Source organism: Burkholderia sp. AU18528, assembly GCF_002223215.2.
In the GTDB taxonomy this organism is placed as follows: domain Bacteria; phylum Pseudomonadota; class Gammaproteobacteria; order Burkholderiales; family Burkholderiaceae; genus Burkholderia; species Burkholderia semiarida.
In genome coordinates, this window is the sequence record NZ_NKFC02000006.1 from 440,722 (window position 1) to 465,212 (window position 24,491).

The 24,491-nt window shown below is 63.5% G+C and carries 22 protein-coding genes; 8 read left to right on the forward strand and 14 right to left on the reverse strand.

Annotation, left to right across the window (positions count from 1 at the left end; all coding sequences use genetic code 11):
- Positions 1-205 precede the first annotated feature (205 nt).
- Positions 206-868: a glutathione S-transferase family protein gene (locus tag CFB52_RS18795; RefSeq protein WP_099317170.1), complete on the forward strand. Its 663-nt coding sequence runs from the start codon at positions 206-208 to the stop codon at positions 866-868.
- Between the two features lie 271 nt (positions 869-1,139).
- Positions 1,140-3,002 (forward strand): methyl-accepting chemotaxis protein, encoded by a 1,863-nt coding sequence (locus CFB52_RS18800; RefSeq protein WP_099317171.1) that lies wholly within the window; start codon positions 1,140-1,142, stop codon positions 3,000-3,002.
- A 16-nt stretch (positions 3,003-3,018) separates the two neighbouring features.
- Here the strand turns inward: CFB52_RS18800 and CFB52_RS35400 are convergent, their stop codons facing one another.
- From CFB52_RS35400 to CFB52_RS18815, 6 genes are all read right to left on the reverse strand, one after another.
- A complete protein-coding gene (locus CFB52_RS35400; RefSeq protein ID WP_373680968.1) occupies positions 3,019-3,144 on the reverse strand; it encodes a hypothetical protein in 126 nt (41 codons plus the stop codon).
- Between the two features lie 256 nt (positions 3,145-3,400).
- Complete coding sequence (locus CFB52_RS34275) at positions 3,401-4,255, reverse strand: hypothetical protein (RefSeq protein WP_144029749.1); 855 nt, start codon at positions 4,253-4,255, stop codon at positions 3,401-3,403.
- 38 nt (positions 4,256-4,293) lie between these two features.
- Positions 4,294-4,998: a phospholipase A2 gene (locus CFB52_RS34280; protein WP_144029750.1), complete on the reverse strand. Its 705-nt coding sequence runs from the start codon at positions 4,996-4,998 to the stop codon at positions 4,294-4,296.
- A 1,365-nt stretch (positions 4,999-6,363) separates the two neighbouring features.
- A complete protein-coding gene (locus CFB52_RS18805) occupies positions 6,364-7,605 on the reverse strand; it encodes an amidohydrolase family protein (protein WP_099317871.1) in 1,242 nt (413 codons plus the stop codon).
- 13 nt (positions 7,606-7,618) lie between these two features.
- Positions 7,619-8,935, reverse strand: coding sequence for an MFS transporter (locus CFB52_RS18810; RefSeq protein WP_099317172.1), 1,317 nt, complete (start codon positions 8,933-8,935; stop codon positions 7,619-7,621).
- A 140-nt stretch (positions 8,936-9,075) separates the two neighbouring features.
- Entirely contained in the window at positions 9,076-9,987 is a 912-nt protein-coding gene (locus tag CFB52_RS18815) for a LysR substrate-binding domain-containing protein (protein ID WP_099317173.1), read from the reverse strand.
- A 190-nt stretch (positions 9,988-10,177) separates the two neighbouring features.
- Between CFB52_RS18815 and CFB52_RS18820 the strand changes: the two genes are divergently transcribed.
- Positions 10,178-10,609 (forward strand): TIGR02594 family protein, encoded by a 432-nt coding sequence (locus CFB52_RS18820; RefSeq protein ID WP_180278265.1) that lies wholly within the window; start codon positions 10,178-10,180, stop codon positions 10,607-10,609.
- A gap of 46 nt (positions 10,610-10,655) precedes the next feature.
- On the opposite strand, the gene CFB52_RS18825 is transcribed toward CFB52_RS18820, so the two are convergent.
- The 5 genes from CFB52_RS18825 to CFB52_RS18845 all read right to left on the reverse strand — a co-directional run bounded on the left by CFB52_RS18825 (position 10,656) and on the right by CFB52_RS18845 (position 16,317).
- Entirely contained in the window at positions 10,656-12,092 is a 1,437-nt protein-coding gene (locus CFB52_RS18825; protein WP_099317175.1) for an efflux transporter outer membrane subunit, read from the reverse strand.
- An 18-nt stretch (positions 12,093-12,110) separates the two neighbouring features.
- Complete coding sequence (locus CFB52_RS18830) at positions 12,111-13,685, reverse strand: DHA2 family efflux MFS transporter permease subunit (RefSeq protein ID WP_059575295.1); 1,575 nt, start codon at positions 13,683-13,685, stop codon at positions 12,111-12,113.
- A gap of 13 nt (positions 13,686-13,698) precedes the next feature.
- The gene (locus CFB52_RS18835) at positions 13,699-14,793 is read right to left on the reverse strand and encodes an HlyD family secretion protein (protein WP_059575297.1); all 1,095 of its coding nucleotides are present in this window, start codon (positions 14,791-14,793) and stop codon (positions 13,699-13,701) included.
- 64 nt (positions 14,794-14,857) lie between these two features.
- On the reverse strand, positions 14,858-15,289 hold the full coding sequence (locus CFB52_RS18840) for a MarR family winged helix-turn-helix transcriptional regulator (RefSeq protein WP_059575300.1): 432 nt from the start codon (positions 15,287-15,289) through the stop codon (positions 14,858-14,860).
- A 107-nt stretch (positions 15,290-15,396) separates the two neighbouring features.
- Positions 15,397-16,317: a LysR family transcriptional regulator gene (locus tag CFB52_RS18845; protein WP_059575302.1), complete on the reverse strand. Its 921-nt coding sequence runs from the start codon at positions 16,315-16,317 to the stop codon at positions 15,397-15,399.
- Between the two features lie 92 nt (positions 16,318-16,409).
- Between CFB52_RS18845 and CFB52_RS18850 the strand changes: the two genes are divergently transcribed.
- The 3 genes from CFB52_RS18850 (at position 16,410) to CFB52_RS18860 (ending at position 18,704) form a co-directional block, all read left to right on the forward strand.
- Complete coding sequence (locus tag CFB52_RS18850) at positions 16,410-16,838, forward strand: MarR family winged helix-turn-helix transcriptional regulator (RefSeq protein WP_060967826.1); 429 nt, start codon at positions 16,410-16,412, stop codon at positions 16,836-16,838.
- Positions 16,839-17,014: 176 nt separating this feature from the next.
- The gene (locus tag CFB52_RS18855) at positions 17,015-18,262 is read left to right on the forward strand and encodes an aconitase X (RefSeq protein ID WP_099317176.1); all 1,248 of its coding nucleotides are present in this window, start codon (positions 17,015-17,017) and stop codon (positions 18,260-18,262) included.
- A complete protein-coding gene (locus CFB52_RS18860; protein WP_099317177.1) occupies positions 18,255-18,704 on the forward strand; it encodes an aconitase X swivel domain-containing protein in 450 nt (149 codons plus the stop codon). The genes CFB52_RS18855 and CFB52_RS18860 overlap by 8 nt, the downstream gene beginning before the upstream one ends.
- Positions 18,705-18,816: 112 nt before the next feature.
- Here CFB52_RS18860 and CFB52_RS18865 read toward each other — a convergent pair whose 3' ends face one another.
- Complete coding sequence (locus CFB52_RS18865; RefSeq protein ID WP_099317178.1) at positions 18,817-19,893, reverse strand: AraC family transcriptional regulator; 1,077 nt, start codon at positions 19,891-19,893, stop codon at positions 18,817-18,819.
- 75 nt (positions 19,894-19,968) lie between these two features.
- Here CFB52_RS18865 and CFB52_RS18870 point away from each other — a divergent pair, with 75 nt between their 5' ends.
- Positions 19,969-22,002 (forward strand): NADPH-dependent 2,4-dienoyl-CoA reductase, encoded by a 2,034-nt coding sequence (locus CFB52_RS18870; protein WP_059575320.1) that lies wholly within the window; start codon positions 19,969-19,971, stop codon positions 22,000-22,002.
- A 179-nt stretch (positions 22,003-22,181) separates the two neighbouring features.
- Here CFB52_RS18870 and CFB52_RS18875 read toward each other — a convergent pair whose 3' ends face one another.
- Complete coding sequence (locus CFB52_RS18875) at positions 22,182-22,586, reverse strand: DUF2471 family protein (RefSeq protein WP_059575323.1); 405 nt, start codon at positions 22,584-22,586, stop codon at positions 22,182-22,184.
- Between the two features lie 137 nt (positions 22,587-22,723).
- Positions 22,724-23,617: a LysR family transcriptional regulator gene (locus CFB52_RS18880; protein ID WP_089465439.1), complete on the reverse strand. Its 894-nt coding sequence runs from the start codon at positions 23,615-23,617 to the stop codon at positions 22,724-22,726.
- Positions 23,618-23,703: 86 nt separating this feature from the next.
- Here CFB52_RS18880 and CFB52_RS18885 point away from each other — a divergent pair, with 86 nt between their 5' ends.
- Complete coding sequence (locus CFB52_RS18885; protein WP_099317872.1) at positions 23,704-24,489, forward strand: NAD(P)H-dependent oxidoreductase; 786 nt, start codon at positions 23,704-23,706, stop codon at positions 24,487-24,489.
- Positions 24,490-24,491: the final 2 nt, after the last annotated feature.

A 24,491-nucleotide genomic window follows, 5' to 3' on the forward strand; every position in this document is an offset into this window, starting at 1 on the left:
TCGGGAGCGCGGCGACGCGCGCGGTAGGTGATGAGCGGGCGAAGGCGATGCATTGCCTTGCTGGTCGGGCGCGCGACACCTGTCGCGATGCCGTGTGACGGTGCGCCACTTCGGCGAGCGGATTGCACGGGCGTGGTGCGCGCGGTCATGCGGCGCGTCCGTTTACGGTGCAGGGGCACGAACGACATTCAGCAGGGTGAGCGACATGGAATCCAACGCACGGACGACGCTGACCATCAGCAGCCGCAATTACTCGTCGTGGTCGATGCGCGGCTGGTTGCTCGCGAAGCTGAGCGGGCTCGCGTTCGAGACGATCAGCGTGCCGATCGATGCCGCTTCGCGCGCGGAGCTGCTGCTGCTGTCGCCGTCGATCCTCGTGCCGTGCCTCACGCACGACGGCAACGCGGTGTGGGACACGCTCGCGATCGCCGAATACCTGAACGAGATCAGGCCGCAGGCGCGGCTGCTTCCCGACGAACGCCATGCTCGCGCGCATTGCCGGTCGATCTGCGGCGAAATGCATTCCGGCTTCAGCGCCTTGCGATCCGCGCTGCCGATGAACCTGCGCGGGCATTTCCCCGGCTTCCGGATCTGGTCGCGCGCGCAGCACGACATCGAGCGGATCGTGACGATCTGGCGCGAGTGCCTGGCCGAGTACGGCGGCCCATGGTTGTTCGGGGACGAGATCGGCATCGCCGACGCGATGTATGCGCCGGTCGTCACGCGTTTTTTGACCTATGACGTGAAGCTCGAACCGGACGTCGCTGAGTACTGCATGCAGGTGCTCGCGCACCCGTTCGTCGCCGAGTGGATCGACGCGGCGAAGGCCGAGCACGAAGACATCGACGAACTCGATATGGAGTTCTGACCTGACGCGGGCGATCGTGGCGGGTTTTCAATGCTCGTCGCGGGTAACGATGCTGCTTCAAGCGCGCTAAACCGGCGCATGACGATTTCCGTCGCGTATTGATTGGCGTTCAGGTTGCGCCGTTTCTGCCTATATAGGCGGCCGCATATGCCCGCCCATCGACGACATAACGGATCTCGAATGATCGCTATCTGAAATCAGCGATGCGTTTCTGCGCCCGCCTGCCGATAACCCAATCTGGCTCAGACCGAGCGGTTATCGAGGGTTCCCCATGCATTTCTGGCGCAAGCTTTCCATTCAGAACAAGCTGATTCTCAGCATGACGAGTTGCCTGCTCGTGTTCGTCGCGATTTCGAGTGGGCTCAGCGTTCGACTGATCGGCAACGCGGTGCGCGATCGCGTCGTCCGCGAAGAGTTGCCGACCGCCGTGAACGGCATTCGCGCCGACGTGCAGCGCCAGATGGCCGGCCCGATCGCCGCGTCGCGCATTCTCGCGCGCGATGCGTTCCTGCTGCAATGGGAAGCCGACGGCGAACCCGATGCCGGCACGCGCAACTGGATTCAGCTCGCGAAGAACGTGAAGGACGAGCAGAAGGCCGCGTCCGTGCAGTGGGTGTCGGTGAAGAGCGGCAACTACTACAACGAAGCCGGCCTGCAGCGGAAGGTGACCGACAAGGATCAGTGGCTGACCAGCTTCCTGTCGTCCGGCAAGGCGTACGACGTGAACATGGATCGCGAAGTGACCGTCGGCGGATACATGATGTTCATCAACAGCCGCGTGGAACTCGACGGCGTGCCGGTTGGCGCGGCAAGCATGAGCCTGTCCGTTGATGCGCTCGCGAAGGGTATCTCGGCTTACCGGATCGGCGAGAGCGGGTTCGCGTATCTCGTGCGTCCCGACGGCGCGATCATGATGCATCGCGATACATCGCTGATCGACGGCAAGCATTTCCTGAAGGATGAGCCGGGCCTGCCGGGTGATGCGTCGGCGACGTTGCTTGTGGGCAAGCCGTATGCGTACCTGAGCTACGAGGGTGATGGCGGCGCGCGCTTCATCGCGACGTCGTTCATTCCGGAGCTGAATGCGTATGTGGTCGTTCAGGTGCCGCAGGCCGAACTGCTCGGGCCGGTGACGCGTGCGATTCGCAGCGCGGCGCTGGTCGCGGCGGTGGTGGGGCTTGGGGTTGCGTTGCTCGTGATCTGGCTGGTGGGGCGTGCGATTGCTGCGCCGATTCGCCGCGCGGCGACGCTGCTGTCGGAAATTGCCAGCGGCCAGGGTGATTTGACGCGCCGCATGACGGTTGAGAGCCAGGACGAAATCGGGCAGTTGTCGGATGCGTTCAACCGGTTCGTGTCGTCGCTGTCGACGCTGGTTCATCGGATTCGTGCGGCTTCGGCGTCGATTGCGACCGGGTCGGCGCAGATTGCTTCGGGGAATGCTGATCTGAGCGAGCGTACCGAAGGGCAGTCGAGCAACCTGGAGCGGACGGCTTCGTCGATGGAAGAGATCACGGCCGTGGTGCGCAACAACACCGAGACGGCGACGACGGCTGCGAAGATGATCAACGGCGCGGCGGATACGGCGGCGCGCGGGGGGCAGGTGGTGGGCGAGGTCGTGACGACGATGGAGCAGATCAGTGACGCTTCGCAGCGGATCTCCGAGATCATCGTGATGATCGACAGTATCTCGTTTCAGACGAATATTCTGGCGTTGAATGCCGCGGTGGAGGCGGCTCGGGCGGGGGAGCAGGGGCGTGGGTTTGCTGTCGTTGCCTCGGAGGTGCGGAATCTGGCGCAGCGTAGCGCGCAGGCGGCGAAGGAGATCAAATCGCTGATCGAGCATAGCGCGGGGACGGTGGGTGCCGGGTCGCGGCTAGTGAGTGAGGCGGGGAAGGTGATGAGCGATGTTGTCTCGCAGGTTCAGGGCGTTAGCGCGATGATGAGCGAGATTGCAGAGGCTAGCCTGGAGCAGAGTGCCGGGATCGATCAGATCGGGGATGCGGTGCAGTCGCTCGATCAGATGACGCAGCAGAATGCGGCTTTGGTCGAGGAAAGCGCGGCTGCGGCGGAGAGTTTGAAGCAGCAGGCGGCGGAATTGACCCAGTTGGTTTCGGCTTTTAAGGTGGATGAGTAGGGGGTAGTCCCAAGAATCAAGTGCAACGTTTAGCCAATCCTGCGGCAGCCAATTCCATCGCCATAGCTTCTTCAGGGGTTTTCCTGTGAGGATTTTGGCGAGGGAGGCTGTTCATCAGTTTGGTAATGTCGTTCAGCTGCATCTGGGGGACGCCTGACAGGTCGGCACCCTTGGGCAGAAACTGGCGCCGTAGGCCGTTGGTATTTTCGTTGCCTCCCCGTTGCGCAATTGTCGAATCGCTCCAGCAATTCGGCGGGAATAGCTGGATAGATCCGCTGGTTTGGCTTTAGGTTTGCGAGGCATACATTTCCCTTGAGAGCATCATATGCATCGAACACGAAATTCCTGACAGGCCATAATGTTGCTTCGCAGCGCATGTTCAGGTTGTTCCGCTCGCTTTAAGGTGAGACGCCAACGGAATATCGATCGGGAAATTCATGAGCCTTACCCGCGAATGCATTTGGATTTTCAGCGCGAACTGAATTTATATTTGATGTTAGAATTGACACAAAAGATCGCATATTCATTTCAGGGGCGTTAGACATTGCATTTAGGGCACGCGCATCGCCCATAATGCTTGCCAGCGCATAGCCAGCATAAACACTTTCAGGTGCTTTGCCGTTAGAAAATTCCCTGGCAGCCAGCATATAACCGGTGAATGGCGAGCCACTTTTCATTATGGCATTCTCCGCCGCCACATACCTTTTTGACCAAGGACTTCCAATTCCGCCTTTATTGGTTCTATCAAGTCGAACGGCGCTGTCGACGTTATAAACCTCTCGCATCAGATAAAAATAACTTGCCTTCACATTTCCCTCATCGACAAGCTTTCCCAAATCATCGATGCTCATTTTATATCCGGCCACAACTTCCTCAGGCATTGGATAGCCATTCTTTACGAGCCAATCGTATTGATCTTGACTTTTAAATGAAATAATATTTTGATCGAATTTTTTGTAAAATTCATCCATCGTCAAGCGATCGGTGCCGCCATACGAATTTCGCAACTCCTCGTCGTTCTTGGCTTTGATAGGCATGACGGCATCTGCGAATTGGAATTTTTGCGGAATCGCAATCCCCGGAGAATCGAAGGTTTTTGACTTGTTAATTTGATAAGGGCTTGACGCCTCATTGTCGGCCCGCTGATTAACATCCTCACCTTTATCGCGTGCAGTGTCGACTTGGCTCTTATAGCTGGAATACCCAATGACCACCAAGACTATCAAGACCGCAATTTTCCAAAAATTTGCCATGGCTGGACCTCAGTATCAATAAATCAATTGGCTGGATTTTACTTGACTATGCACAAGCTTGCACCGTAATATCTCCCAACATTGCCGCGCATCCAACCGAACAGAGCACAAAAATATTGGTCGACAGCCTCCTGGTAAGGTCCGGCGCCGAAAGCCTCTACTGCATTGGCGTACTGATTCGCTACTTCCTTGCAAGCCCCCGACCCTCCGCATTGCCTATACATTTCATCACGGAAAAGTCTGTCGCATTCGCCTTTGTTAATCCGGCTTCCATAGCAAACATCGTGATTATTGCAGGCTTGTGTAAAATCAAAGCCCATCGGCGCATTGGGAATGATATGCTTCAACCATCCACTCGCCGGTCCGCAACCATTTTGCATTACGTTGCGATCAGGCTCCAGCCAAACGTTTTTCGTGAATGGGTCTTTCTTTGCAATTTTATTATCTTTATAGCGAAAAATGCCGATGTGGGGAGGATTTGCGAAGTTGCAATTCGTCAATTGATCTCGAAGAGACCTTGTGAATTCGCATTCCATTCGCGGACTCACCGGCAAATAGGCAACCCCGAATACTGAAGGTCCTTTTGCCGGAGGTCCGATATCCCCCGCGAAATCGGACGAACTCGAATTAAAATAAGTGCGGGATGAGTTGATATTGATCGTAGGCAAAGTTTGCGCCAGCAGCATATTACTTTGGAGTGTTAAGTTTATGATGGGAAGCGCAACTGCTAGCAATTTTTTCATTTTTCCCCGTACGGTTTTGTTTGGAAATTTAACTGCGTAAAATTTAATATGGAGGCCGCGAATCCAATCTGATGCGATATTTATCGGAATCTATAGGCAAAATGAGAGCGAGTCCGGCAGCACAACTCTGTCGCCAGAATTGATCGCCGCACTAAGGCAAAGATGTGCAATACGGGTCTTTGATGCTTCACCGCTTCAAATTGTTTCGGCTGCGAGAAAATCCTTAGTTCTTGTCCGCACACAACTTGCCGTGACGGCGTGGTGCCGACCCCACCCAGGCTCGGAATTGCCGAGCCAGCCCTAAAGCGATCCGAAAGGTCGTCGAGCTGCGGTAGTTCACGTCAGTCACCTTGACGAACAGCGTGGAATGTTGCGTAGCTACTCCACACTTGTAGACCGTTTCAACAGCTCGCGCGTGCCAGCTTCATGCGATATGGTATGTAGGAATGCAAAGAATTTTATGGACTGAAAAACTGAGATTGTTGCTTCGTTCATCTAAAACTCCCCCAGTGTCATGCAGCCTTAAATAGGGCGTCCTTTAACATTGGCATCAAGGAAATTTCGAGATTGTCAGATTGAATGTCCACTGCTAAAGGCGAATTGCAAACGTCGAAGTACATACCATCGAAGAGAGTGCATCGACGTTCATCACATGGCGATTCCCAATGCTTTTCGTATTGTTAACGTATTTCTTATAACGTTGCAAGCGTAATATGATTTATCCATCATCGAAGAATTTCTAGATCGTCCATTCAAAAAAACATCGAATCGCTGCTAATAGAGTCCAACTGCTTAGGCGGTATCGTTCCAGTTAAAAGTTATCAAATCGTTCCGGTTGACAGTATCCCCGCCAACTGTGTGTCTGCTTACACGCTGGACAAGTTCCTTTGCCTCCAATGCAGGCATGCCGGTCCCTTCGTAGTTCGTGGTTGGGATACCGTTGACAGCCGTTCCGCCGCTGGTCAATTGGCCCGGAAAAAATTCCATACACCGCAGGCCGTCGCGGCATCCTAACCTGCCTGAATTCTTCGGGCCATTTCAATCTTTGGGGAATGGCGTCTGCTACTTCAGTTGAACAATACCGCTGCTTGAACTCGCCGGGCGTCAGGTGGGCCTGCGAGAGCAGTCATGTACACGATCCTGACCGCGGACCGTCGCCGCTATGACGCCTGCAGGGGCCGCTTGATGCGGCTCTAGCGACTGGGACGCAAGCGTTTCCGAATGCGCTTGACCGCCGGGGCGACACCGCCCCGGCCATTGTCGCGAACGCCGCGACTTACACCGATAGCGATCGTCAACAACTGTCACGACTGCAAGGCCCGTGAGGACGCACCGCGCCTGCCGAAACTACCGAATGGCGTCACATCACCGCCCGCTGGCTCGCCGCTTCACAACCGTTCCCCGCTGCAACACATACTCGACCCGCGCGCCTTCATCGGCAACGACTCCGATATCTTCGAGCGGATTCCCATCCAGTACGACGAGATCGGCAATCGCCCCCACCGCAACCACCCCAAGCTGCCCGGTCATATTGACGATCTCCGCCGCCACCGTCGTCGCCGACCTGAGCGCTTCCAAATTCCCAAGCACTTCCGCCCGAATCCGGAACTCCCCAGACTGAAACGCGTGCATTTCGCCGAGCAGATCCGACCCGAACCCCATCTTCACACCGGCCTTTGCATAAATCTCGAGCGACTCGCGTCCTTTCTGCTGCACGGAAGCCACCTTCGCGATGGAGTCCGCCGGCATCCCGAACTCCGCTCCATGTTTCGCCAGCGCGTCATAAGTCACGAGCGTCGGCACCACGAACGCCCCCCGCTCATGCATGAGCGCCGCGGCCGCTTCATCCACGAGATTCCCGTGCTCGATCGTCCGCACGCCGCATCTCACAGCCCGCGCAATCGCCCGCCCCGTATACGCATGCGCCATCACATAAGTATTCGCGGCCTCAGCCTCATCGACGATCGCCCGAATCTCGTCCTCCGAATACTGCGTGTTCGCAATCGGATCGGTCGGCGAAGCCACGCCGCCTGACGCCATGATCTTGATCTGCGTCGCGCCTTTCTGAATCTCCTCGCGCACGGCGAGCCGCACGCCTTCAACACCATCGACGACCCGCGCAATCGCCCCCGTCCTGAAACAGCAGGAGCAGGGCTCCAGCACATCGCCGCGAGGCCGGAAATCCCCATGCCCGCCGGTCTGCGACAGCGCCTTCCCCGACGGAAAAATCCGCGGCCCCGGAATCAGCCCCGTCTCGACCGCCTGCATCAGGCTCCAATCCGCGCCCCCCGCATCCCGCACACTGGTAAACCCACGCGACAACATCGCATCGAGAATCGGCAGCGACCGAATCGCCGCGAGAATATTCGGCTGCGTCGCATTCGCGCCCAGGTTCGCATTCGACGCCAGCACATGCACATGGCAATCGATGAACCCGGGCATCACGGTCTTGCCGCGCACGTCGATCACCTGCGCATTCGGCAAATCCACCGGCCGATCAGTGACTTCGACGATCCGCTCTCCTTCGATCACGACATGATGATGTTCGAGCAACACGCCTCGTTCGAGGTCGAGCACGTTGCCGCCTTGAAGTACGGTAATGGTCATGGAGAAAAAGTCCTTATCGAGTCGCGGAAGTCGCGCGCTTCGCATCCTTCACGAAGCGCGTACCGACGAAACTGACGGCCGCCGCGAGCATCACGTAGAACGCGGGCGCCATGTTGCTGCCGGTGCGGGCGATGAGCCACGTGATCAGGAACGGCGCGAACCCGCCGAAGATCGTCACCGCGAAGTTGTACGCCACGGACAACCCGGTCGACAGCACCTTGGTCGGAAACAGCTCCGCGAACGCCGCGAGGATCGGCCCCGTATAGGTCGCGATCAGCACGCCGAACACGGCCTGGAACACGATCAGCGACGCGAACCCGGGCGCATGGTTGATCCACGAGAACATCGGCCACGCGAGCACGAGGATCGCGAGCGCCGAGCCGGACAGGAACACGCGCCGTCCCCACGCGTCGGCGAGTCGCCCGACGATCGGCGAGCAGCACATGATCATCAGCCCGCCGACCATGCCGGCCGTGAAGCCGGTCGATTGCGGCAGATGCAGCGTGCGCACGGAATAGGTCGGCATGTAGAACAGCAGCACGTATGTGCAGACGGTCCACAGGATGACCATCGAGAAACTCGCGAACGTTTCGCGCGGGTAGGTGTGCAGCACTTCCTTCAGCGGCGAGCTTTCCTTCGCCTGCGATTCGACGGCGCTGAACGCGGGCGTCTCGTCGATATGGCTGCGAATGAAGTAACCGACCGGCCCGACGATGATCCCGAGCAGGAACGGCAGCCGCCAGCCCCAGCTATGCAGCGCCTGCGTGTCGAGCGACGTCGTGACGAACGTGCCGGTCGCCGCACCGAGCAGCACCGCGAAGCCGATGCTCGACTGGATCCAGCTCGAGTAATACGCGCGCTTCTCCGGCGGCGCGTATTCGGTGAGGAACGCGGTGGCGCCGCCCATCTCGCCGCCGGCCGAGAAGCCTTGCAGCAGCCGCGCGACGACGATCATCAGCGGCGCGGCGATGCCGGCCTGTTCGTAGGTCGGCGCGATCCCGATCAGCGCGGTGCCGGCCGCCATCAGCAGGATCGTGAGCGACAGCGCGGCCTTGCGTCCGACCTTGTCGGCATAGACGCCGAGCACGATGCCGCCCACCGGCCGCATGAAGAAGCCCACGCCGAACGTCGCGACGGTGAGCAGTACGGACGTCAGTTCGTTGCCGGTCGGGAAGAACAGCTTCGCGATGATCACCGCGAAGAAGCTGTAGACGGTGAAGTCGAACCATTCGAGGCCGTTGCCGATGACGGTCGCGACGATGGCGCGGCGGCGCTGTTGCACCGCCGCATCGACGGAAGGCGCGGCGCGCGGGGAAAGCGTTCCTTGCATGGTCTCTTCCTTGGTCAGAAGACGGGACGGCTGCCCCGCTTGAATCCCATACTAAGGAGAGCCGGATTTTTTTCTGAAACGAAAGATTCGCATGCAGGCATGCGCTGCACGCATGCGTCGTGCTCGGGCGTTCGGGGCATTCAGGCCCCGGTCTGCTGCTCCGCCTGTTCGAACAGCCAGCGTGTGAACAGGCGGGCGGCCTGGTTCTGCGCGCGGTCGTTCGGCGAGATCACGTAATAGCCGCCGCCGTGGCTCGCGGACGCTGCCGTCACGCGCACGAGCAGCCCGGCCTCGATGCATGCGTCGATCATGTAGCGCCAGCCGAGCGACACGCCCTGGCCGAGAATCGTCATCTGCACGATCTGCGGATACGAGTTGATCGTGATGTCCTGCGGCTGCGCTTTCTGCCTGTCGACGTCGTTCAGGTCGAACCATTCGGACCACGACATCCATTGGCGCTGGCCGTCTTCGAGGCGCAGCAGCGTTTCGTTCGCGAGATCGGCCGCGTCGAGCGTGCGGCCGGCCAGATAGCCGGGCGCGCAGACGGGGAACACTTCTTCGTCGAACAGCCGGCGCGCGGTGTATTCGGCCGGCGCCTGCTGGCGCACGTAGTAGACGCCGACGTCGAATTCCGCGGGCGACATCGATGCAAGACTATCGCGCACGATCAGGCGCAGCTTGATGTTCGGATACGTGGCGCGAAAGTTCGGTAGCCGCGGCGTGAGCCACAGCAGTGCGACACCGGATGAGCACGCGATCGTCAGCTCGAGATCGCCGTACGGCTTCATCACGTTGTGCGTGGCTTCCGCGCATTGCGTGAGCAGATGGTGGACCTGCGCCGCGTATTGTTCGCCGGCGATCGTCAGCCGCAGCGAACGGTGTTCGCGAACGAACAGCGAGCGGCCGAGGAATTCCTCGAGCTGCTGGATCTGGCGGCTGATCGCGCTTTGGGTCAGGTGCAGTTCCGCGGCGGCTTTCGTGAAACTCGCGTGCCGCACGGCGGCTTCGAACGCGACGAGGCACTGCAGGGGCGGGAGAGGCGTGATGCGCATGGCGGGCAGGGAGTCGAGGGCTCTGCCTCCATGATACGGGGGGAGTCGACGGAAATCGTAATCTATGAAGGGCGTCGTGGATTCGCGATATTCGTGCGAAGATTGAGCGAAACAACCCCGACACGTTCCCGAGAACGACGTGACCCTATCAAACCCTGAGAGCAAAGTGAAAGCCGCCCACCCACCCTGGATGCTCGTCGCGTTGGCCGAACGCGGCATCCGCCGACATCCGCCGGGCAGCATCAACGCACGCATCGTCGAATACAACAACCAGACGAACCTGGTCGGCTACGACGACAAGATTTCCTGGTGCTCGTCGTTCGTGAACTGGTGCATGGCGCACGCCGGATTCCGCGGCACCGGCTCCGCGCTCGCACGCTCGTGGCTGGAATGGGGCAAACCGCTGGAGCGTCCGGTGTACGGCTGCATCGCGATCCTGACGCGTGACGACCCGACGAGTTGGAAAGGGCACGTCGGTTTCTACCTGCGTCACGACGCCGAACACGTCCACCTGTTCGGCGGCAATCAACTGGAAGAAGTCCGCGAACTCGCGTACCCGCTGAACGAAGTGATCGGCTACCGCTGGCCGATGCCGGATAACCACCGCGCCGTGCTTGAGTAACGGTGCGGGCCGTCGACGCGGCCTGCATCCGTATCAGGCATCGGCTTCAATTCTTCGCGACGGCTTCCACCTCCGGCCCACCCGCCGCACCATTCCTGCTCCACCCACCCCCAAGCGACCGATAAAGCGCCACCGCCGCCAGCGCATGTTCGCGCCTGACCTGATTAAGCGAATCCGAATCGCGCAGATATACCTCCTGCGCCGACAGCACATCCAGAAAATCCGTCGCACCGCCCTTATAAAGCTGATTCGCCAACCCAAGCGCTTTATCGGAAGCCGCCAATGCACTATCGAGTCGCCGCGTCGCCTCATCGGAACTGACGAGATTGGCGCGCGCATCCTCGACTTCCCGCAACGCTTGCAGCATCGTCTGTCGTAACCCGAGTTCCGATTCGCGCATCCGGCTTTCGCTCTGCGAGATATCGGCGGTAATCCGTCCCGCGTTGAAGATCGGACTCGTCGCACTCAGCGCCGCGCTGAACAGGTTATCGGTCAACGTCGGCAACCCGAGATACGAAGCCGCGAGAATCCCGTCCGTCAGGTTCAACGAAAACTTCGGATACCGTTCGGCCTTCGCCACGCCGACTTGTGCCGCACGCCGTTCAACTTGAGCATAGGCAGTCAGCACATCCGGCCGCCGCAACAACGCTTGCGAAGGCAACGTCCCCGGCGCGCCCGCCGGCGGCGCGGGAATCTCGCCAGCCTGCGCCAGCACGAGCCGATCGACCGATTCCGGCGTGCGCCCGGAATACACGGCAATCAGATTGAGCTGATGCGAAATCTGCGCCTGCGTCGGCGGAATCCGGGCTTCGAGTGCATCGAGCTGGTTCTGCGCCCGCGTCACGTCGAGTTCCGTCGACAGCCCGAACGCCTGCCGCTTGCGCGTGAGTTCAAGCGCATGCTGGCGGATTTTCGCGTTGTCCTGCAGGATCTTCAATTCCTGCTGCGCCCAGCGCAGATCGACATACGCGGATGCCGCATCGGCTGCAAGCGCGAGCCGCATCGCATCTTCCGCATGCTTTTGCCCGACCAACTCCGCTTGAGCAGCAAGCAGATCGAGCCGCTCTCCGCCGAATACATCGGGCGACCAGCTCAGCGCGAGCCCGGCGCCCGCCTGCCGCACGTAGCCGAGCGGCGGCGGCGTGTTCTGCCGCGCATCGGCCGCGTGCGCGGTCGCGTCGAGTTCGGGCAGCAGCACCGCGCGCTTCTGCACGGTCAGCGCCTGCGCCTGCTTCACGCGTTCGGCCGCGGCTTGCAGATCGAGATTGCCGTCGAGCACCGCGGCGATCAGCTTGTCCAGCACGGGATCGTGGAATTGCGCCCACCAGGCGGCGGCGTCGATATCCGCGCGCGGCACATGGGTATCCCAACCATCAGGCGCGAGCGTTCGAACCGAATCCTGAAGCGCCGGATGCTGCGCGGGCTGCACCGCACACCCGGCGGCGAATGCGCTGACGGCCAGCGCGACGAGTAACTTCTTCATGATGACGATCCCTTGACCTCAGTGCGCGTCCGGCGGCGGCGCGTTCAACGTAATGGGTTTGGAAAACACGACGGCAAGCAGCGCGACGACGAAGCACAGCGACAGCGCATAGTACGCATCCGCATAAGTCAGCGTCAGCGCTTCTCGGTAGATCAGCCGATGCAGGTTCGCGAGCCCGGCCTGCGCGGTATTCAGCGTATTGCCGGCCACCGATCCCCAGTACGCGGCCTGGCGGTCGAGCAGCGACGCGATCTGCGGTTCGCCGGCGCTCACGTGCTCGTTCAGCCGCAGATAGTGAAAATTCAGCCGGTCGTTCAGCATCGTCGCGCTCACCGCGATACCGATCGCGCCGCCGAGGTTGCGCATCAGGTTGAACAACCCGCTCGCCGATTTCAGCCGCGACTGCGGCAGCGAGCCGAGCGCCATCGTCACGATCGGCGGCACGCTGAATTGCTGGCCGATGCCGCGCAGCGCCTGCGGCAGCAGCAGCTCCCGCCAGCCCCAGTCGTGCGTGATCGGCGTGTACAGGTAGCAGCCGAGGCCGAAACAGATCAACCCGAACACGAGCAGCGCACGCATGCTGAAGTAGCGCGCGGCGAACGCATACGCGCACAACGCGATCAACTGGAACGCGCCGACCGACAGCAGCGCGATGCCGATCTGCAACGAGCTGAACGCACGCACCTGCGCGAGAAACAGCGGCGTCAGGAACACGGTCACGAAAATCCCGATGCCGGTCACGAACGACAGCAGGCTGCCGATCCCGAAGTTGCGCACGGCGAGCGCGCGCAGGTCGACGATCGGGTCTTTCGCGGTCAGCGCATGCACGATGAACAGGAAGCCGCAGATGCCGGCGATCCACGCGCAGATCACGATCGCGTCGTCGCCGAACCAGTTCTTGCGCGGGCCTTCCTCGAGCACGTATTCGAGGCAGCCGAGGAAGCCGGACATCAACGCGATGCCGAGATAGTCGCCGCGCTTGATCAGGCTGAGATCGGGCGCGTCGATATGCACGTAGCGCGGCACGAGCACGGCTACCGCGATGCCCGGCACGAGGTTCAGGTAGAACAGCCAGTGCCACGACCATTGGTCGGTGATCCAGCCGCCGATCACGGGGCCGATCGCCGGCGCGAGCGACGCGAGCGCGCCGATGGTCGTCGACGCGATCAGCCGCTGCTTGCCGGGGAACAGCACGAACGCGGTGGTAAACACGGTCGGGATCATCGCGGCGCCGAGCGCGCCCTGCATGCCGCGAAACAGGATCATCGAGTTGATGTCCCACGCGAGCCCGCACAGCATGCTGGTGATCGTGAAGCCGACGGCCGACGCGGCGAACAGCCAGCGCGTCGACATCACCTTCGACAGCCAGCCCGACATCGGGATCACGATGATCTCGGCGATCAGGTAGGCCGTCTGCACCCACGACAATTCGTCCTGGCTCGCGGACAGCCCGCCGCCGATGTCGCGCAGCGACGACGCGACGATCTGGATGTCGAGCGTCGCCATGAAGAAGCCGACGCACATCAGCGCGAATGCGAACACGCGCTGCCTGGTCGGTTGCGACGCGGGGTCGCCGGAAAACGCGGTGGTCATCGTCGGCTCCCGCTCAGTTCTTGTGGTCGGTATGCACGGTCACGACCGCGGACAGCCCGGGGCGCAGCACGTGCTCGAGGCCAGGCTGCGGATCGAGATGCACGCGCACGGGCACGCGCTGGACGATTTTCGTGAAGTTTCCGGTCGCGTTCTCGGGCGGCAGCACGCTGAAGGTCGCGCCGGTCGCGGGTGCGAGGCTGTCGACGCGGCCGTGCAGGCGCGTGCTCGACGCATCGAGCGCGACGTCGACGCGATCGCCCGCGCGCATCTTGCGTAGCTGGTCTTCCTTGAAGTTCGCATCGATCCACAGGCCGGAGGCCGGCACGACCGTCAGCAGCGGCACGCCGACGTTCGCGAGCATCCCGACGCGGCCGGTGCGGTTGCCGACGTAGCCGTCGACCGGCGAGCGGATCGTCGTGTATTCGACGTTGAGCGCCGCGACGCGCTGCGCGGCGAGCGCGGTGTTCACGCGGGCCCGCGCATCGGCGAGTTGCGCGCCGAGCACGTCGAGCTGCCGCTTCGATGCGAGCAGCGCGGCGTCGCTGCGTTCGACGGCCGCGCCGGCCTTCGAGTAATCGGCGTCCGCGCGCTCGACGATCTGGTTCGATACGGCGTCCGACTTCACGAGTTCGCGATAGCGCACGCGATCGGATGCCGCGCGCGTCAACTCGGCCGACGACGCATTCTTGTCTGCCGCGTGCTGACCGATCACCGCGAATTGCAGCTGCTGCTTCGCTTCGAGTTCGGTCACGGCGGAGCGCGCGCTGTCGACTTCTGCGCTGGCCTGAGCGAGCTTCGCGTCGTAGTCGCGCGCATCGAGCTGCACGAGCACGTCGCCGGCCTTCACGCGCTGATTGTCGGTCACGAGGATCTTGTCGACGAAACCGCTGACCTTCGGTGCGAGCACCGTCACGTCACCGCCGACGTACGCATCGTCGGTGCTTTCCTGGAAGCGCAGCACGAACAGCCAGTCGAGCGCGGCAGCCGCGACCACGACGACGACGGCGCCCGCCGCGATGCGCATCCACGGCACGCGGCGTTGTTGCTTCGCGGGCCGCTCGGTTGTGGCTGCTTCGCGTGACGAGGCAGCGTCTTGAGTCGTATCCATCGATTCACCTATGTATATGCACTGATCAAAACGATCGACGTCGTCGTGTCGATCGGGGAAGGGGTTAGCGTTCCGGCAGGTTGTGCGTAATCCGGAACAATTCGTCTCTCAGTCGGGCCGCCTGCGCCGACCCGAAGTACCGCTCGAACGCTTCCTGCGCGGCGAGCCAGTGCACGTGCGCATCGGCCACCTTGGTTTCGCCGTGCGCGGTCAGCGCGAACGTCTGGCCGCGGCATGGCGGCTCGATCCGCCCCGTCACCAGCGCCGCGCCGACGAGCGGCCTGAGCGCGCGCAGCAACGCGGTGCGTTCGATCACCAGCACGTTCGACAGTGTCGCCATCGTCAGGCCGGGCCGCTCGCGCAGCAGCGCGAGGATGCTGTACTGCGACGGCGTGACGCCCGCCCGCGACAGATAGCGCTCGTAGAACTGCGAGATTCGCCGGGCGGCTTGCCGGACCGCGAAGCAATCGTCATCGGTGAGCGTGGTCTTGTGCATGTGCACATGTTAGGGGGCGGGGCGGCGCGAAGCGAGGGGCGGGACAGGATCAGATTGGTGTCGTGGCTGTACCAATCGGCGTCGCAAAGGCGCGTTCCCGCGCCCGGTCACGCCGCGGCCGGGACGCTCCAGCCTTCGCGGTCGCAATACGCGGCCGTGTAGTCGATGAACGCCTTCACCTTCGCGGGCAGCAGCGAGCGGTTCGCGTACGCGAGCTTGATTTCGACGAACGCATCGACGAGATCGGCGCCTTCCAGCAACTGCACGAGCGCGCCCGACGCGAGTTGGGCCTCGACGAGCGTTTTCGGGACGACGCCGATGCCGAAGTCGTGCATCACCATTTCGCGGTTGAACACGGGGCTGTTCGACGAGATGTCGAAACGGAACGGCACGGTGACCGTGTCGCCGTCGACGCGGAAGGACAGCGCCGGGCGGCGCAGCGACGGCGAGATCGGCACGAACGGATGATCGGCGAGGTCGGCCGGGCTTTCGGGGCGCGCATGCGCGTGCAGATACGCAGGCGTGGCGACGATCACGACCGGAATGCGCTCGATCAGCCGTACGACGGTCGATTCGCTCGTCAGCATGTACGGCACGACGATGCCGATGTCGTAGCCTTCGCCGACCAGATCGACAGGGCGCTCGGTCAGCGTGACGTCGAGGCGCACGTTCGGGTGCGCGGCCTTGAAGCCGGCGATCAGCGGCACGAGCCGGTTCAGCGCGGCCGTCGTATGCGCGACGAGGCGCAGCAGGCCCTCGGGCTCGCGCGTGTGTGCCTGCGCTTGAACTTCCAGCGCGTCGAGCTCGTCGAGCACGGCCGCGCAACGCTCGTAGATGCGCTCGGCCGTCTCGGTCAGCGACACCTGGCGCGTGGTCCGGTGCAGCAGACGGCTGCCGAAACGCGCCTCCAGATCGGCCACCGCGCGCGAGACGACTGGCCGCGCGAGGCCGTGCATGTCGGCGGCGCGCGTGAAGCTGCGCATCTCCACCACCGACCGGAAGATCCGCAGCTTGTCGATGTAGTCCATGTCCGTCTCCTTGACGCGATGGCCGGCCGCCGGCCGTTGTTACCGCGGAGTGTACATTGACTTTATGCATATGCACATATAGATTCCGGAACATGAACGACATTCCGATTTCCGAGGCGTGCAACTGTCTCGCGCTGCGCCAGGCGGCGCGCTTCGTCACGCAACTGTACGAACGCCATCTGGCCCCGGTTGGCGTCACGCCCGCCCAATTCTCGATCATGGTGAACCTCAAACGCCGGCCCGGCCTGCTGATGAGCGAACTCGCCGACACGCTCGTGATGGATCGCACGACCTTGCTGCGCGCGCTGAAGCCGTTGCAGCGCGATGGCTTCGTCGCGACGGCTGCATCCGAGCACGATGCGCGTGCGCATGCGCTCCATCTCACGAAGCTCGGCGAGCGCACGTTCGCGCAGGCGAAAGTTGCGTGGCAGGCCGCGCAGGACGAATTCGACGCGCAGTTCGGCCGCGATCGCGCGAAGGCGCTGCGTGACGAGTTGTTCAGCCTGACTGCGGAGCGTTAGGGGGAATTGGATCGGAATGCGAGCCATTATGTGATTTGGTCGCCGAATTTCGCTGAAAGTGGTTTTGTTTGGGTCCGGATTCGTGAAAATCTGGACAGTTTTTATTTCCAGTTGTAGAGTCCTCTGACGGATTTCGCGCAGCCGCCGCCGCCGGCACGCGTCACGAGGAGCAACCGATGCTGCAGTTGAGTGACCGCGACGACGCCATGTTGCGCGGGGATTTCGGCGACGGCGTCGCGCGCGCGATGCGGATCGTCGCGCGCACCGCGCAAGTCATGGCCGCGCCGCACCTGATCGACATTACGTCCGCCCATATCGACGGCTGTCTGTATCACGGCCAGACGAGCCTCGACTTCGTCGACTATTTCGTCGACACGGGCGCGAAGGTCGCGGTGCCGACCACGTTGAACGTCGGGTCGCTCGACCTGATCCATCCCGAGCTGTACCACGGCGACCGCACGATCCAGCGCGATGCGCAGCGCCTGATGGACGCGCATTTGCGGCTCGGCTGCGAATCGAGCTTCACGTGCGCGCCGTATCAACTGAAGCATCGTCCCGCGCTGGGCGAGCAGATCGCGTGGGCCGAATCGAATGCGATCGTGTTCGCGAACTCGGTGCTCGGCGCGCGCACGAGCCGCTACGGCGATTTTCTGGACCTGGCCGCCGCGATCACTGGGCGCGCGCCGTATGCGGGGCTGCATGTCGACGCGAACCGCGCCGCGCGGATCGTGTTCAATGCGCCGGACTTCAGCGGCCTGCCGTCGCGCGACATCTATTTCGCCGCGCTCGGGCTGGCGGTCGGCAAGATCGCGGGCGCGGTCGTGCCGGCGATCGTCGGGCTGCCGGCGGACACCACCGAGGACGAACTCAAGGCGCTCGGCGCGGCCGCCGCGTCGAGCGGGGCCGTCGCGCTGTTCCATGCAGTGGGCGTGACGCCGGAGGCGCCGACGCTCGACGCCGCGTTGCATGGGCACGCGGCGCAGCGCACGGTCGATATCACGATGGCCGATCTCGACGAGATTCGCCGCACGCTGAACCACGCCGCGGCCGGCGACGCGCTCGTCGCGGTCGCGCTCGGCACGCCGCATTTGTCTTTGGCCGAGTTCCGCACGCTCGACACATTGCTCGACGCCTTCGACGGCAAGCCGGCCTGCGATTTCTACGTGAACACGAGCCGTTTCATTTTGTGGGAACTGGAAGAAGCCGGCCTCGCGGAGAAATTCGCCGCGCGCGGCATCCAGATCGTCGTTGATACCTGCACGTACATCACGCCGGTGATGAAGCAGTTGTCGGGGCTGGTGATGACCAACTCGGGGAAGTGGGCGTCATATGCGCCCGCGAACATCGGCGTGACGGTCGCGTACGGCAGCATGCGCGAATGCGTGCGGTCCGCGTACGAAGGCAAGGTGCGATTCGATGACTGAAGCGACGGGCAAGTTCTTGGCGGGCGACACGCTCGTGCCGGGCAGCGCGTGTGCGCGTCCGTTCGTGCTCGACAAGCCGCTGAGCTTCTGGGGCGGCTACGACTCGGGCGCGGGCAGGATCGTCGATCGTGGGCATCCGCAAGCCGGCGCGAGCCTTGCCGGCAAGGTGATGGTGATGCCGCACGCGAAGGGCTCGAGTTCGAGCAGCAGCGTGCTCGCGGAAGCGGTGCGCAACGGCACGGGGCCGGTCGGGATCGTGCTGAAGGAGCGCGACCTGATCGTCTCGATCGGCGCGATCGTGGCCGCCGAGCTGTATGCGATCGCGGTGCCGGTGGTGTGCGTGACGGACGACGTGTACGACGCGATCGCCGCCGCGACGGGCGACGTGCGTATCGAGGCTGGGGAGGGGGACGGCGGGGCGCGGATTGATATCGGCTGCTGATACGTCGCGCGCTCGTCGCGGCATGCACCTCGGGCCACACGATCAAGCTGAACGCGACGCGCAGTACCGGTGAAATCGCGGGACGGTGTCTCGTGTCGCCAGTGGTTGCGTATCAGTCGCGCGCCGCACCCGCTTCCCGGTATGCGCTTGGCGTTTGCCCGGCCCACCGCCGGAACGCGCGCGTGAAATTCGCCGGGTCGGTGAACTGCAGCCGCTCGGCGATCGTCTTCAGGTCGAGGTCCGACGCGGCGAGCAACTGCTTCGCGTCGCGAAACCGCGCTTCGTCGAGCAATTGCCGATAGCTCGAACCGGCTTCCTCCAGCCGGCGCCGCAACGTGCGCGTCGACACGAGCAGCGCCTCGGCGAGCATGTCGGGCCCCGGGTATTCGCCGGCGGCGCGCGCCAGCTCCGCGCGAACCCGCTCGACCAGATCGCCTTCCTCCTGCCGCACCTGCGCATATTCGCGTTCCACCTGCACGAGCGCCTGCCGGTGCGCGACTTCATCGGCGAGCGGCAGCGGCCAGTCGAGCACGTCGTGCGCGACCCACAGCGCATTGGCCGCGCAGCCGAATTCGACCGGCGGCAACTTATCGCGGTAGCGCGCGAAATACGCGGGCTCCGGCCACGCGAATTGCAGCCTGATCGGCGGCGACGGGCGACCGGCCCATTGCGCGATGTTCTGCGCGAGCCCCGTCAGCACGAATTCGAACATCACGTGATGCTGCAGCACGGGATTCGCCTGCACGCCGTGCAGTTCGAGCGTCGCGCCGCGTTCGTCTTCCGCATAGGTCAGCCGGTACTGGCGATTGCGCATGCGGAAGTAGCGCTGCGTGACCGACAGTGCTTCGCGGATGTCCCGCGCGGTCAGCGTCGCATAGCCGAGAAAGCCGTGCACGGTCGGCTTCAGCAGCAGCCCGAACGCGAGCCCGATGCCCGGATCGCCGCCGATCTCGATCGCGTTGAGCACGAGCCGCCCCCATTGCGACGGCGCGACGCGCGCATCCGGTTCGGCCAGCACCGCGTCGCGCAGGCCCGTGCCGGCACGCACGGCGGCCAGATCGACGCCGCGTGCGGCCAGCGCCTGCAGCAGCAGGCGCGTATAGGCGACCGGAATCGTCGGCCGGCGCAGCCCGAGGCGGTCCTTGCGAGACGGGGAGGTCATGTCGTTTTGGCCGGAAATGACAAGCATTATGGCTGTTTGCCCCCTCACGTTCAAGGCGCCGCCCGCCTACGATGGCAGGCATCGCTTACTGGCCGAATCATCATGACGACCCCCTTTCCCCACCTGCTCGCTCCGCTCGATCTCGGCTTCACGACGCTGAAGAACCGCGTGTTGATGGGCTCGATGCATACCGGCCTCGAGGACAGCCGCAAGACGCTGCCGCGCCTCGCCGAGTATTTCGCCGAGCGCGCGCGCGGCGGCGTCGGCCTGATCGTGACGGGCGGCTTCGCGCCGAACGTGGCCGGCTGGACCAAGCCGTTCGGCGGCACGCTGATGACGTCGGCCGCCGCGCGCCGGCATCGCGAGATCACGGATGCGGTGCATGCGGAGGACGGCAAGATCGCGCTGCAGATCCTGCATACGGGCCGCTACGGTTATCACCCGTTCGCGGTCGCGCCGTCGAAGATCAAGTCGCCGATCTCGCCGTTCGCGCCGCACGAACTGAGCGCGCGCGGCGTCGAGCGGCAGATCCGCGCGTTCGTGCGTTGCGCGAAGCTGGCGCGCGAAGCCGGTTATGACGGCGTCGAGATCATGGGCTCCGAAGGCTACCTGATCAACCAGTTCATCTCGATGCATACGAACAAGCGCAGCGACCAGTGGGGCGGTGCGTACGAGAACCGCATCCGCTTGCCGATCGAGATCATCGAGCGCACGCGCGAAGCGGTTGGCCGCGACTTCATCCTGATCTACCGGCTGTCGATGCTCGACCTGATTCCGGATGGCAGCGACTGGAACGAAACCGTGCAGCTCGCGAAGGCGGTCGAGCGCGCGGGTGCGACCATCATCAACACGGGGATCGGCTGGCACGAGGCGCGCGTGCCGACGATCGCGACGTCGGTGCCGCGCGGCGCGTTTGCGTGGGTGACGAAGAAGATGAAGGGCAAGGTCGGCATTCCGCTCGTGACGACCAACCGGATCAACCGGCCCGAAGTGGCCGAGCAGATTCTCGCGGACGGCTGCGCGGACATGGTGTCGATGGCGCGCCCGTTGCTCGCGGATCCCGAGTTCGTCGTCAAGGCGGCGCAGGGCCGGGCCGACGAAATCAACACGTGCATCGGCTGCAACCAGGCGTGCCTCGATCATGCGTTCAAGAACCGAATCGCGTCGTGCCTGCTGAATCCGCGTGCGTGCCACGAGACGGAGCTGAAATACACGCCCGCGCCGCAGTCGAAGCGCATCGCGGTGGTGGGCGCGGGGCCGGCCGGGCTCGCGTGCTCGACGGTGCTCGCGCAGCGCGGCCATCAGGTCGACCTGTTCGACGCGGCGCCGGAGATCGGCGGCCAGTTCAACATGGCGAAGCGGATCCCGGGCAAGGAGGAGTTTCACGAAGCGTTGCGCTACTTCGGCCGGCAGGTCGAGTTGACCGGCGTGAAGCTGCACCTGAACCGCCGCGTCGACGCGAGCGACCTGATCGCGGGCGGCTACGACGAAATCGTGCTCGCGACCGGCGTCGCGCCGCGCGACCCGAAGATTCCGGGGCAGGACGGGCCGAACGTGCTCAGCTATATCGACGTGCTCGCGGGCAGGCAGCCGGTCGGCCGGCGGGTCGCGGTGGTGGGCGCGGGCGGGATCGGCTTCGATGTCGCCGAATATCTGGTACAGGACGGCGAGTCGCCGGCGCTCGATCTGGACGCGTGGAAGGCCGAGTGGGGCGTGACCGACCCGGCCGCGACGCGCGGCGGTGTGACGCGTGCGCGGGTGTCGGCGCCCGCACGGGAGGTGACGTTGCTGCAGCGCAAGGCCGCACCGCTCGGCAAGGGCCTCGGCAAGACGACCGGCTGGATTCACCGTGCGACGCTGAAGATGAAGCAGGTGAAGATGATCGGCGGCGTGAATTACGAACTGATCGATGCACGCGGATTGCACGTGTCGTATGGCGAGCAGCGCACCGATCACGAATTGATCGAAGCCGACACGGTCGTGCTCTGCACGGGGCAGGAGCCGCAGCGCGCTTTGCTCGCGCCGCTGCAGGCGGCCGGGCGCTCGGTGCACCTGATCGGCGGCGCGGAACTGGCCGCCGAACTCGATGCGAAGCGTGCGATCGATCAGGGGGCGCGGCTGGCGGCGCGGCTGTAACGGGCGTTGCTGCGCCGTTCGCCCGGTGGCAGTCACCGGCGGTGATCCGCGGCGGGCGGGGCTTGTCGCGCGCTGCGCCGATGCGTCGAACCGCGGAAGCCGAACCGCGATGAGCGGCCGCGTCGATCGCGCTGCCACCCGACGTGCGGCAGAACGCAGCCGCGCAAGGCCCGCGCGGCTCAGGCCGCTTCGGCCCGTTCTTCCTCTTCCGCTTCGAGCATCGCCTTGACGATCAGATAGACGGCCGGCAGGTCGTCGTCGTCGCGGCGCCAGTCGACCGGCTCCTCGACGTCCGCGGCGACCAGCCGACTGTCGCGCAGTCGGATGAATGCATCGACGACGGCCGGCTCGTTGCGGCTCAGGAAACCGGCATTCGAGAATGCCAGCTCCTCGACGTTCAGCAACGCCTGCCAGCTCATCGTGCGGACGGCGGCCGGGTGGGTGCGGCGCCGCAGGCCGAGCGCCCGCTGGGCAGGGCCGCTGACGACACGCTGCAGATCGACGACCGCCCGCTGCGCGGCGCGCTCGAAATGGACGGGATTGAAGCCGGGTTGCTCGGGATCGAATGCGGATGACTGGAACATGGTCGCCTCACTAAAGACCGTCTCGGGATGATGGAATTCGGGTCAAATGACGCAGAAACACTGTAAATATATACAGTGATCGACCGACTTTCAAGCCCCCGGTGACAGCAGATGTCAGCCGCGTCATGACCGGCGTGTCAGACTGCCGCCGCGATCGTCTCCCGCAGCCATCGATGCGCCGGATCGCGATGCATGCGCTCGTGCCACAGCATCGACATTTCATAGCCGGGCACCTCGACCGGGGCGTCCACCACGCGCAGCGCGGGCACGTCGCGCACCAGCCGTTCGGGCACCATCGCGACGAGATCGGTACTCGCGACGGCCGACATCACGAACAGAAAGTGCGGCACCGACAGCACGACGCGCCGGGCGGCGCCGACCTTCGCGAGCGCTTCGTCCGTCACGCCGAAGAAGCCGCCGCCGTCGGGCGACACGATCACGTGTTCGAGCGAGCCGAACTGCGCGAGCGTGGGGCGCCGCTTCAGCTTCGGATGGCCGGCACGGCCGATCAGGACGTAACGCTCGACGAACAGCGGCAGGCGCCGCATGCCGGGCGGCGAGCCTTCGGTCGTGTGAAAAGCCAGGTCGATGCCGTTTCGTTCGGCATCCTGCTCGATGCGCGGCGGCACGAGCTCGACGACGGCGAGCCGCGTGGCGGGCGCGGTCGAGCGCAGCGTGTGCAGCGCGGGCAGCACGATCGTCGATTCGCCGTAGTCGGTCGCGGCCACGCGCCACGTGTTCGTCGCGGTTGCAGGGTCGAACGGCGTGGCCGGAAGCACGGCCCGCTCGACGGCCTCGAGCGCCTCCCGCAACGGCTCGCGCAGCGCTTCCGCGCGCGCGGTCGGCCGCATCCCGCGGGGCCCCGGCAGCAGCAGCGGATCGCCGAACACGTCGCGCAGTTTTTGCAGCTGGACGCTGACCGACGGTTGCGACATGTTCAGTTTCTCGGCCGCCCGCGTGACGTTGTGCTCGGCGAGCAGGACGTCGAGCGTGACGAGCAGGTTCAGATCGAGCCTTCTGAGATTATTCATCGCTATACCTGGGATATCAGGAATTCATTTCAAATATACCGTTGAAGGCGGCATCCTGCAGTCATTCAATCCACGGAGTGACGAACATGAATGTGCTGATCGTGTATGCCCATCCCGAGCCGCGCTCGCTGAACGGCGCGCTGCGCGACTTCGCCGTCGCGCACCTCGAAGCGGCCGGCCACACGGTGCAAGTGACCGACCTCTATGCGATGAACTGGAAGGCGACGCTCGATGCGCACGACATGGCCGGCCGTGCACCCGACGATCGCTTCGATCCGGCGCTCGATTCGAAGCGCGCGTTCGAGACGGGCACACAGCGCGACGACATCGCGCGCGAACAGGGCAAGCTGAAGTGGGCGGACGCGGTGATTCTGCAGTTTCCGCTGTGGTGGTTCTCGATGCCGGCGATCATGAAGGGCTGGTTCGAGCGCGTGTACGCGTACGGGTTTGCTTATGGTGTCGGCGAGCATTCCGACACGCATTGGGGCGATCGCTACGGCGAAGGGTCGCTCGCCGGCAAGCGGGCGATGGTGATCGTCACGACGGGCGGGTGGGAACCGCACTACAGCCCGCGCGGTATCAACGGGCCGATCGACGACCTGCTGTTCCCGATCCAGCACGGCATGCTGTATTACCCGGGGTTCGACGTGCTGCCGCCGTTCGTGATCTATCGGACGGGCAAGATGAACGCGGCGCGCTTCGACGAAACGCGCGCGGCGCTCGGCCGGCGTCTCGACGATCTGTGGACCACGCAGCCGATTCCGTTTCGCCGGCAGAACGCGGGCGATTACGAGATTCCGGCACTGACGCTGAAGGACGGGATCGCGCCGGGGAAGGTTGGATTTAGTGCGCATCTGGCGCACGAGGGTTGATC

Coding starts and splice junctions, on each gene's coding strand:
- CFB52_RS18795 (WP_099317170.1), top strand. CDS start 206: ATGGAATCCAACGCACGGACGACGCTGACCATCAGCAGCCGCAATTAC.
- CFB52_RS18800 (WP_099317171.1), top strand. CDS start 1,140: ATGCATTTCTGGCGCAAGCTTTCCATTCAGAACAAGCTGATTCTCAGC.
- CFB52_RS35400 (WP_373680968.1), bottom strand. CDS start 3,144: ATGCAGCTGAACGACATTACCAAACTGATGAACAGCCTCCCTCGCCAA.
- CFB52_RS34275 (WP_144029749.1), bottom strand. CDS start 4,255: ATGGCAAATTTTTGGAAAATTGCGGTCTTGATAGTCTTGGTGGTCATT.
- CFB52_RS34280 (WP_144029750.1), bottom strand. CDS start 4,998: ATGAAAAAATTGCTAGCAGTTGCGCTTCCCATCATAAACTTAACACTC.
- CFB52_RS18805 (WP_099317871.1), bottom strand. CDS start 7,605: ATGACCATTACCGTACTTCAAGGCGGCAACGTGCTCGACCTCGAACGA.
- CFB52_RS18810 (WP_099317172.1), bottom strand. CDS start 8,935: ATGCAAGGAACGCTTTCCCCGCGCGCCGCGCCTTCCGTCGATGCGGCG.
- CFB52_RS18815 (WP_099317173.1), bottom strand. CDS start 9,987: ATGCGCATCACGCCTCTCCCGCCCCTGCAGTGCCTCGTCGCGTTCGAA.
- CFB52_RS18820 (WP_180278265.1), top strand. CDS start 10,178: ATGCTCGTCGCGTTGGCCGAACGCGGCATCCGCCGACATCCGCCGGGC.
- CFB52_RS18825 (WP_099317175.1), bottom strand. CDS start 12,092: ATGAAGAAGTTACTCGTCGCGCTGGCCGTCAGCGCATTCGCCGCCGGG.
- CFB52_RS18830 (WP_059575295.1), bottom strand. CDS start 13,685: ATGACCACCGCGTTTTCCGGCGACCCCGCGTCGCAACCGACCAGGCAG.
- CFB52_RS18835 (WP_059575297.1), bottom strand. CDS start 14,793: ATGGATACGACTCAAGACGCTGCCTCGTCACGCGAAGCAGCCACAACC.
- CFB52_RS18840 (WP_059575300.1), bottom strand. CDS start 15,289: ATGCACAAGACCACGCTCACCGATGACGATTGCTTCGCGGTCCGGCAA.
- CFB52_RS18845 (WP_059575302.1), bottom strand. CDS start 16,317: ATGGACTACATCGACAAGCTGCGGATCTTCCGGTCGGTGGTGGAGATG.
- CFB52_RS18850 (WP_060967826.1), top strand. CDS start 16,410: ATGAACGACATTCCGATTTCCGAGGCGTGCAACTGTCTCGCGCTGCGC.
- CFB52_RS18855 (WP_099317176.1), top strand. CDS start 17,015: ATGCTGCAGTTGAGTGACCGCGACGACGCCATGTTGCGCGGGGATTTC.
- CFB52_RS18860 (WP_099317177.1), top strand. CDS start 18,255: ATGACTGAAGCGACGGGCAAGTTCTTGGCGGGCGACACGCTCGTGCCG.
- CFB52_RS18865 (WP_099317178.1), bottom strand. CDS start 19,893: ATGCTTGTCATTTCCGGCCAAAACGACATGACCTCCCCGTCTCGCAAG.
- CFB52_RS18870 (WP_059575320.1), top strand. CDS start 19,969: ATGACGACCCCCTTTCCCCACCTGCTCGCTCCGCTCGATCTCGGCTTC.
- CFB52_RS18875 (WP_059575323.1), bottom strand. CDS start 22,586: ATGTTCCAGTCATCCGCATTCGATCCCGAGCAACCCGGCTTCAATCCC.
- CFB52_RS18880 (WP_089465439.1), bottom strand. CDS start 23,617: ATGAATAATCTCAGAAGGCTCGATCTGAACCTGCTCGTCACGCTCGAC.
- CFB52_RS18885 (WP_099317872.1), top strand. CDS start 23,704: ATGAATGTGCTGATCGTGTATGCCCATCCCGAGCCGCGCTCGCTGAAC.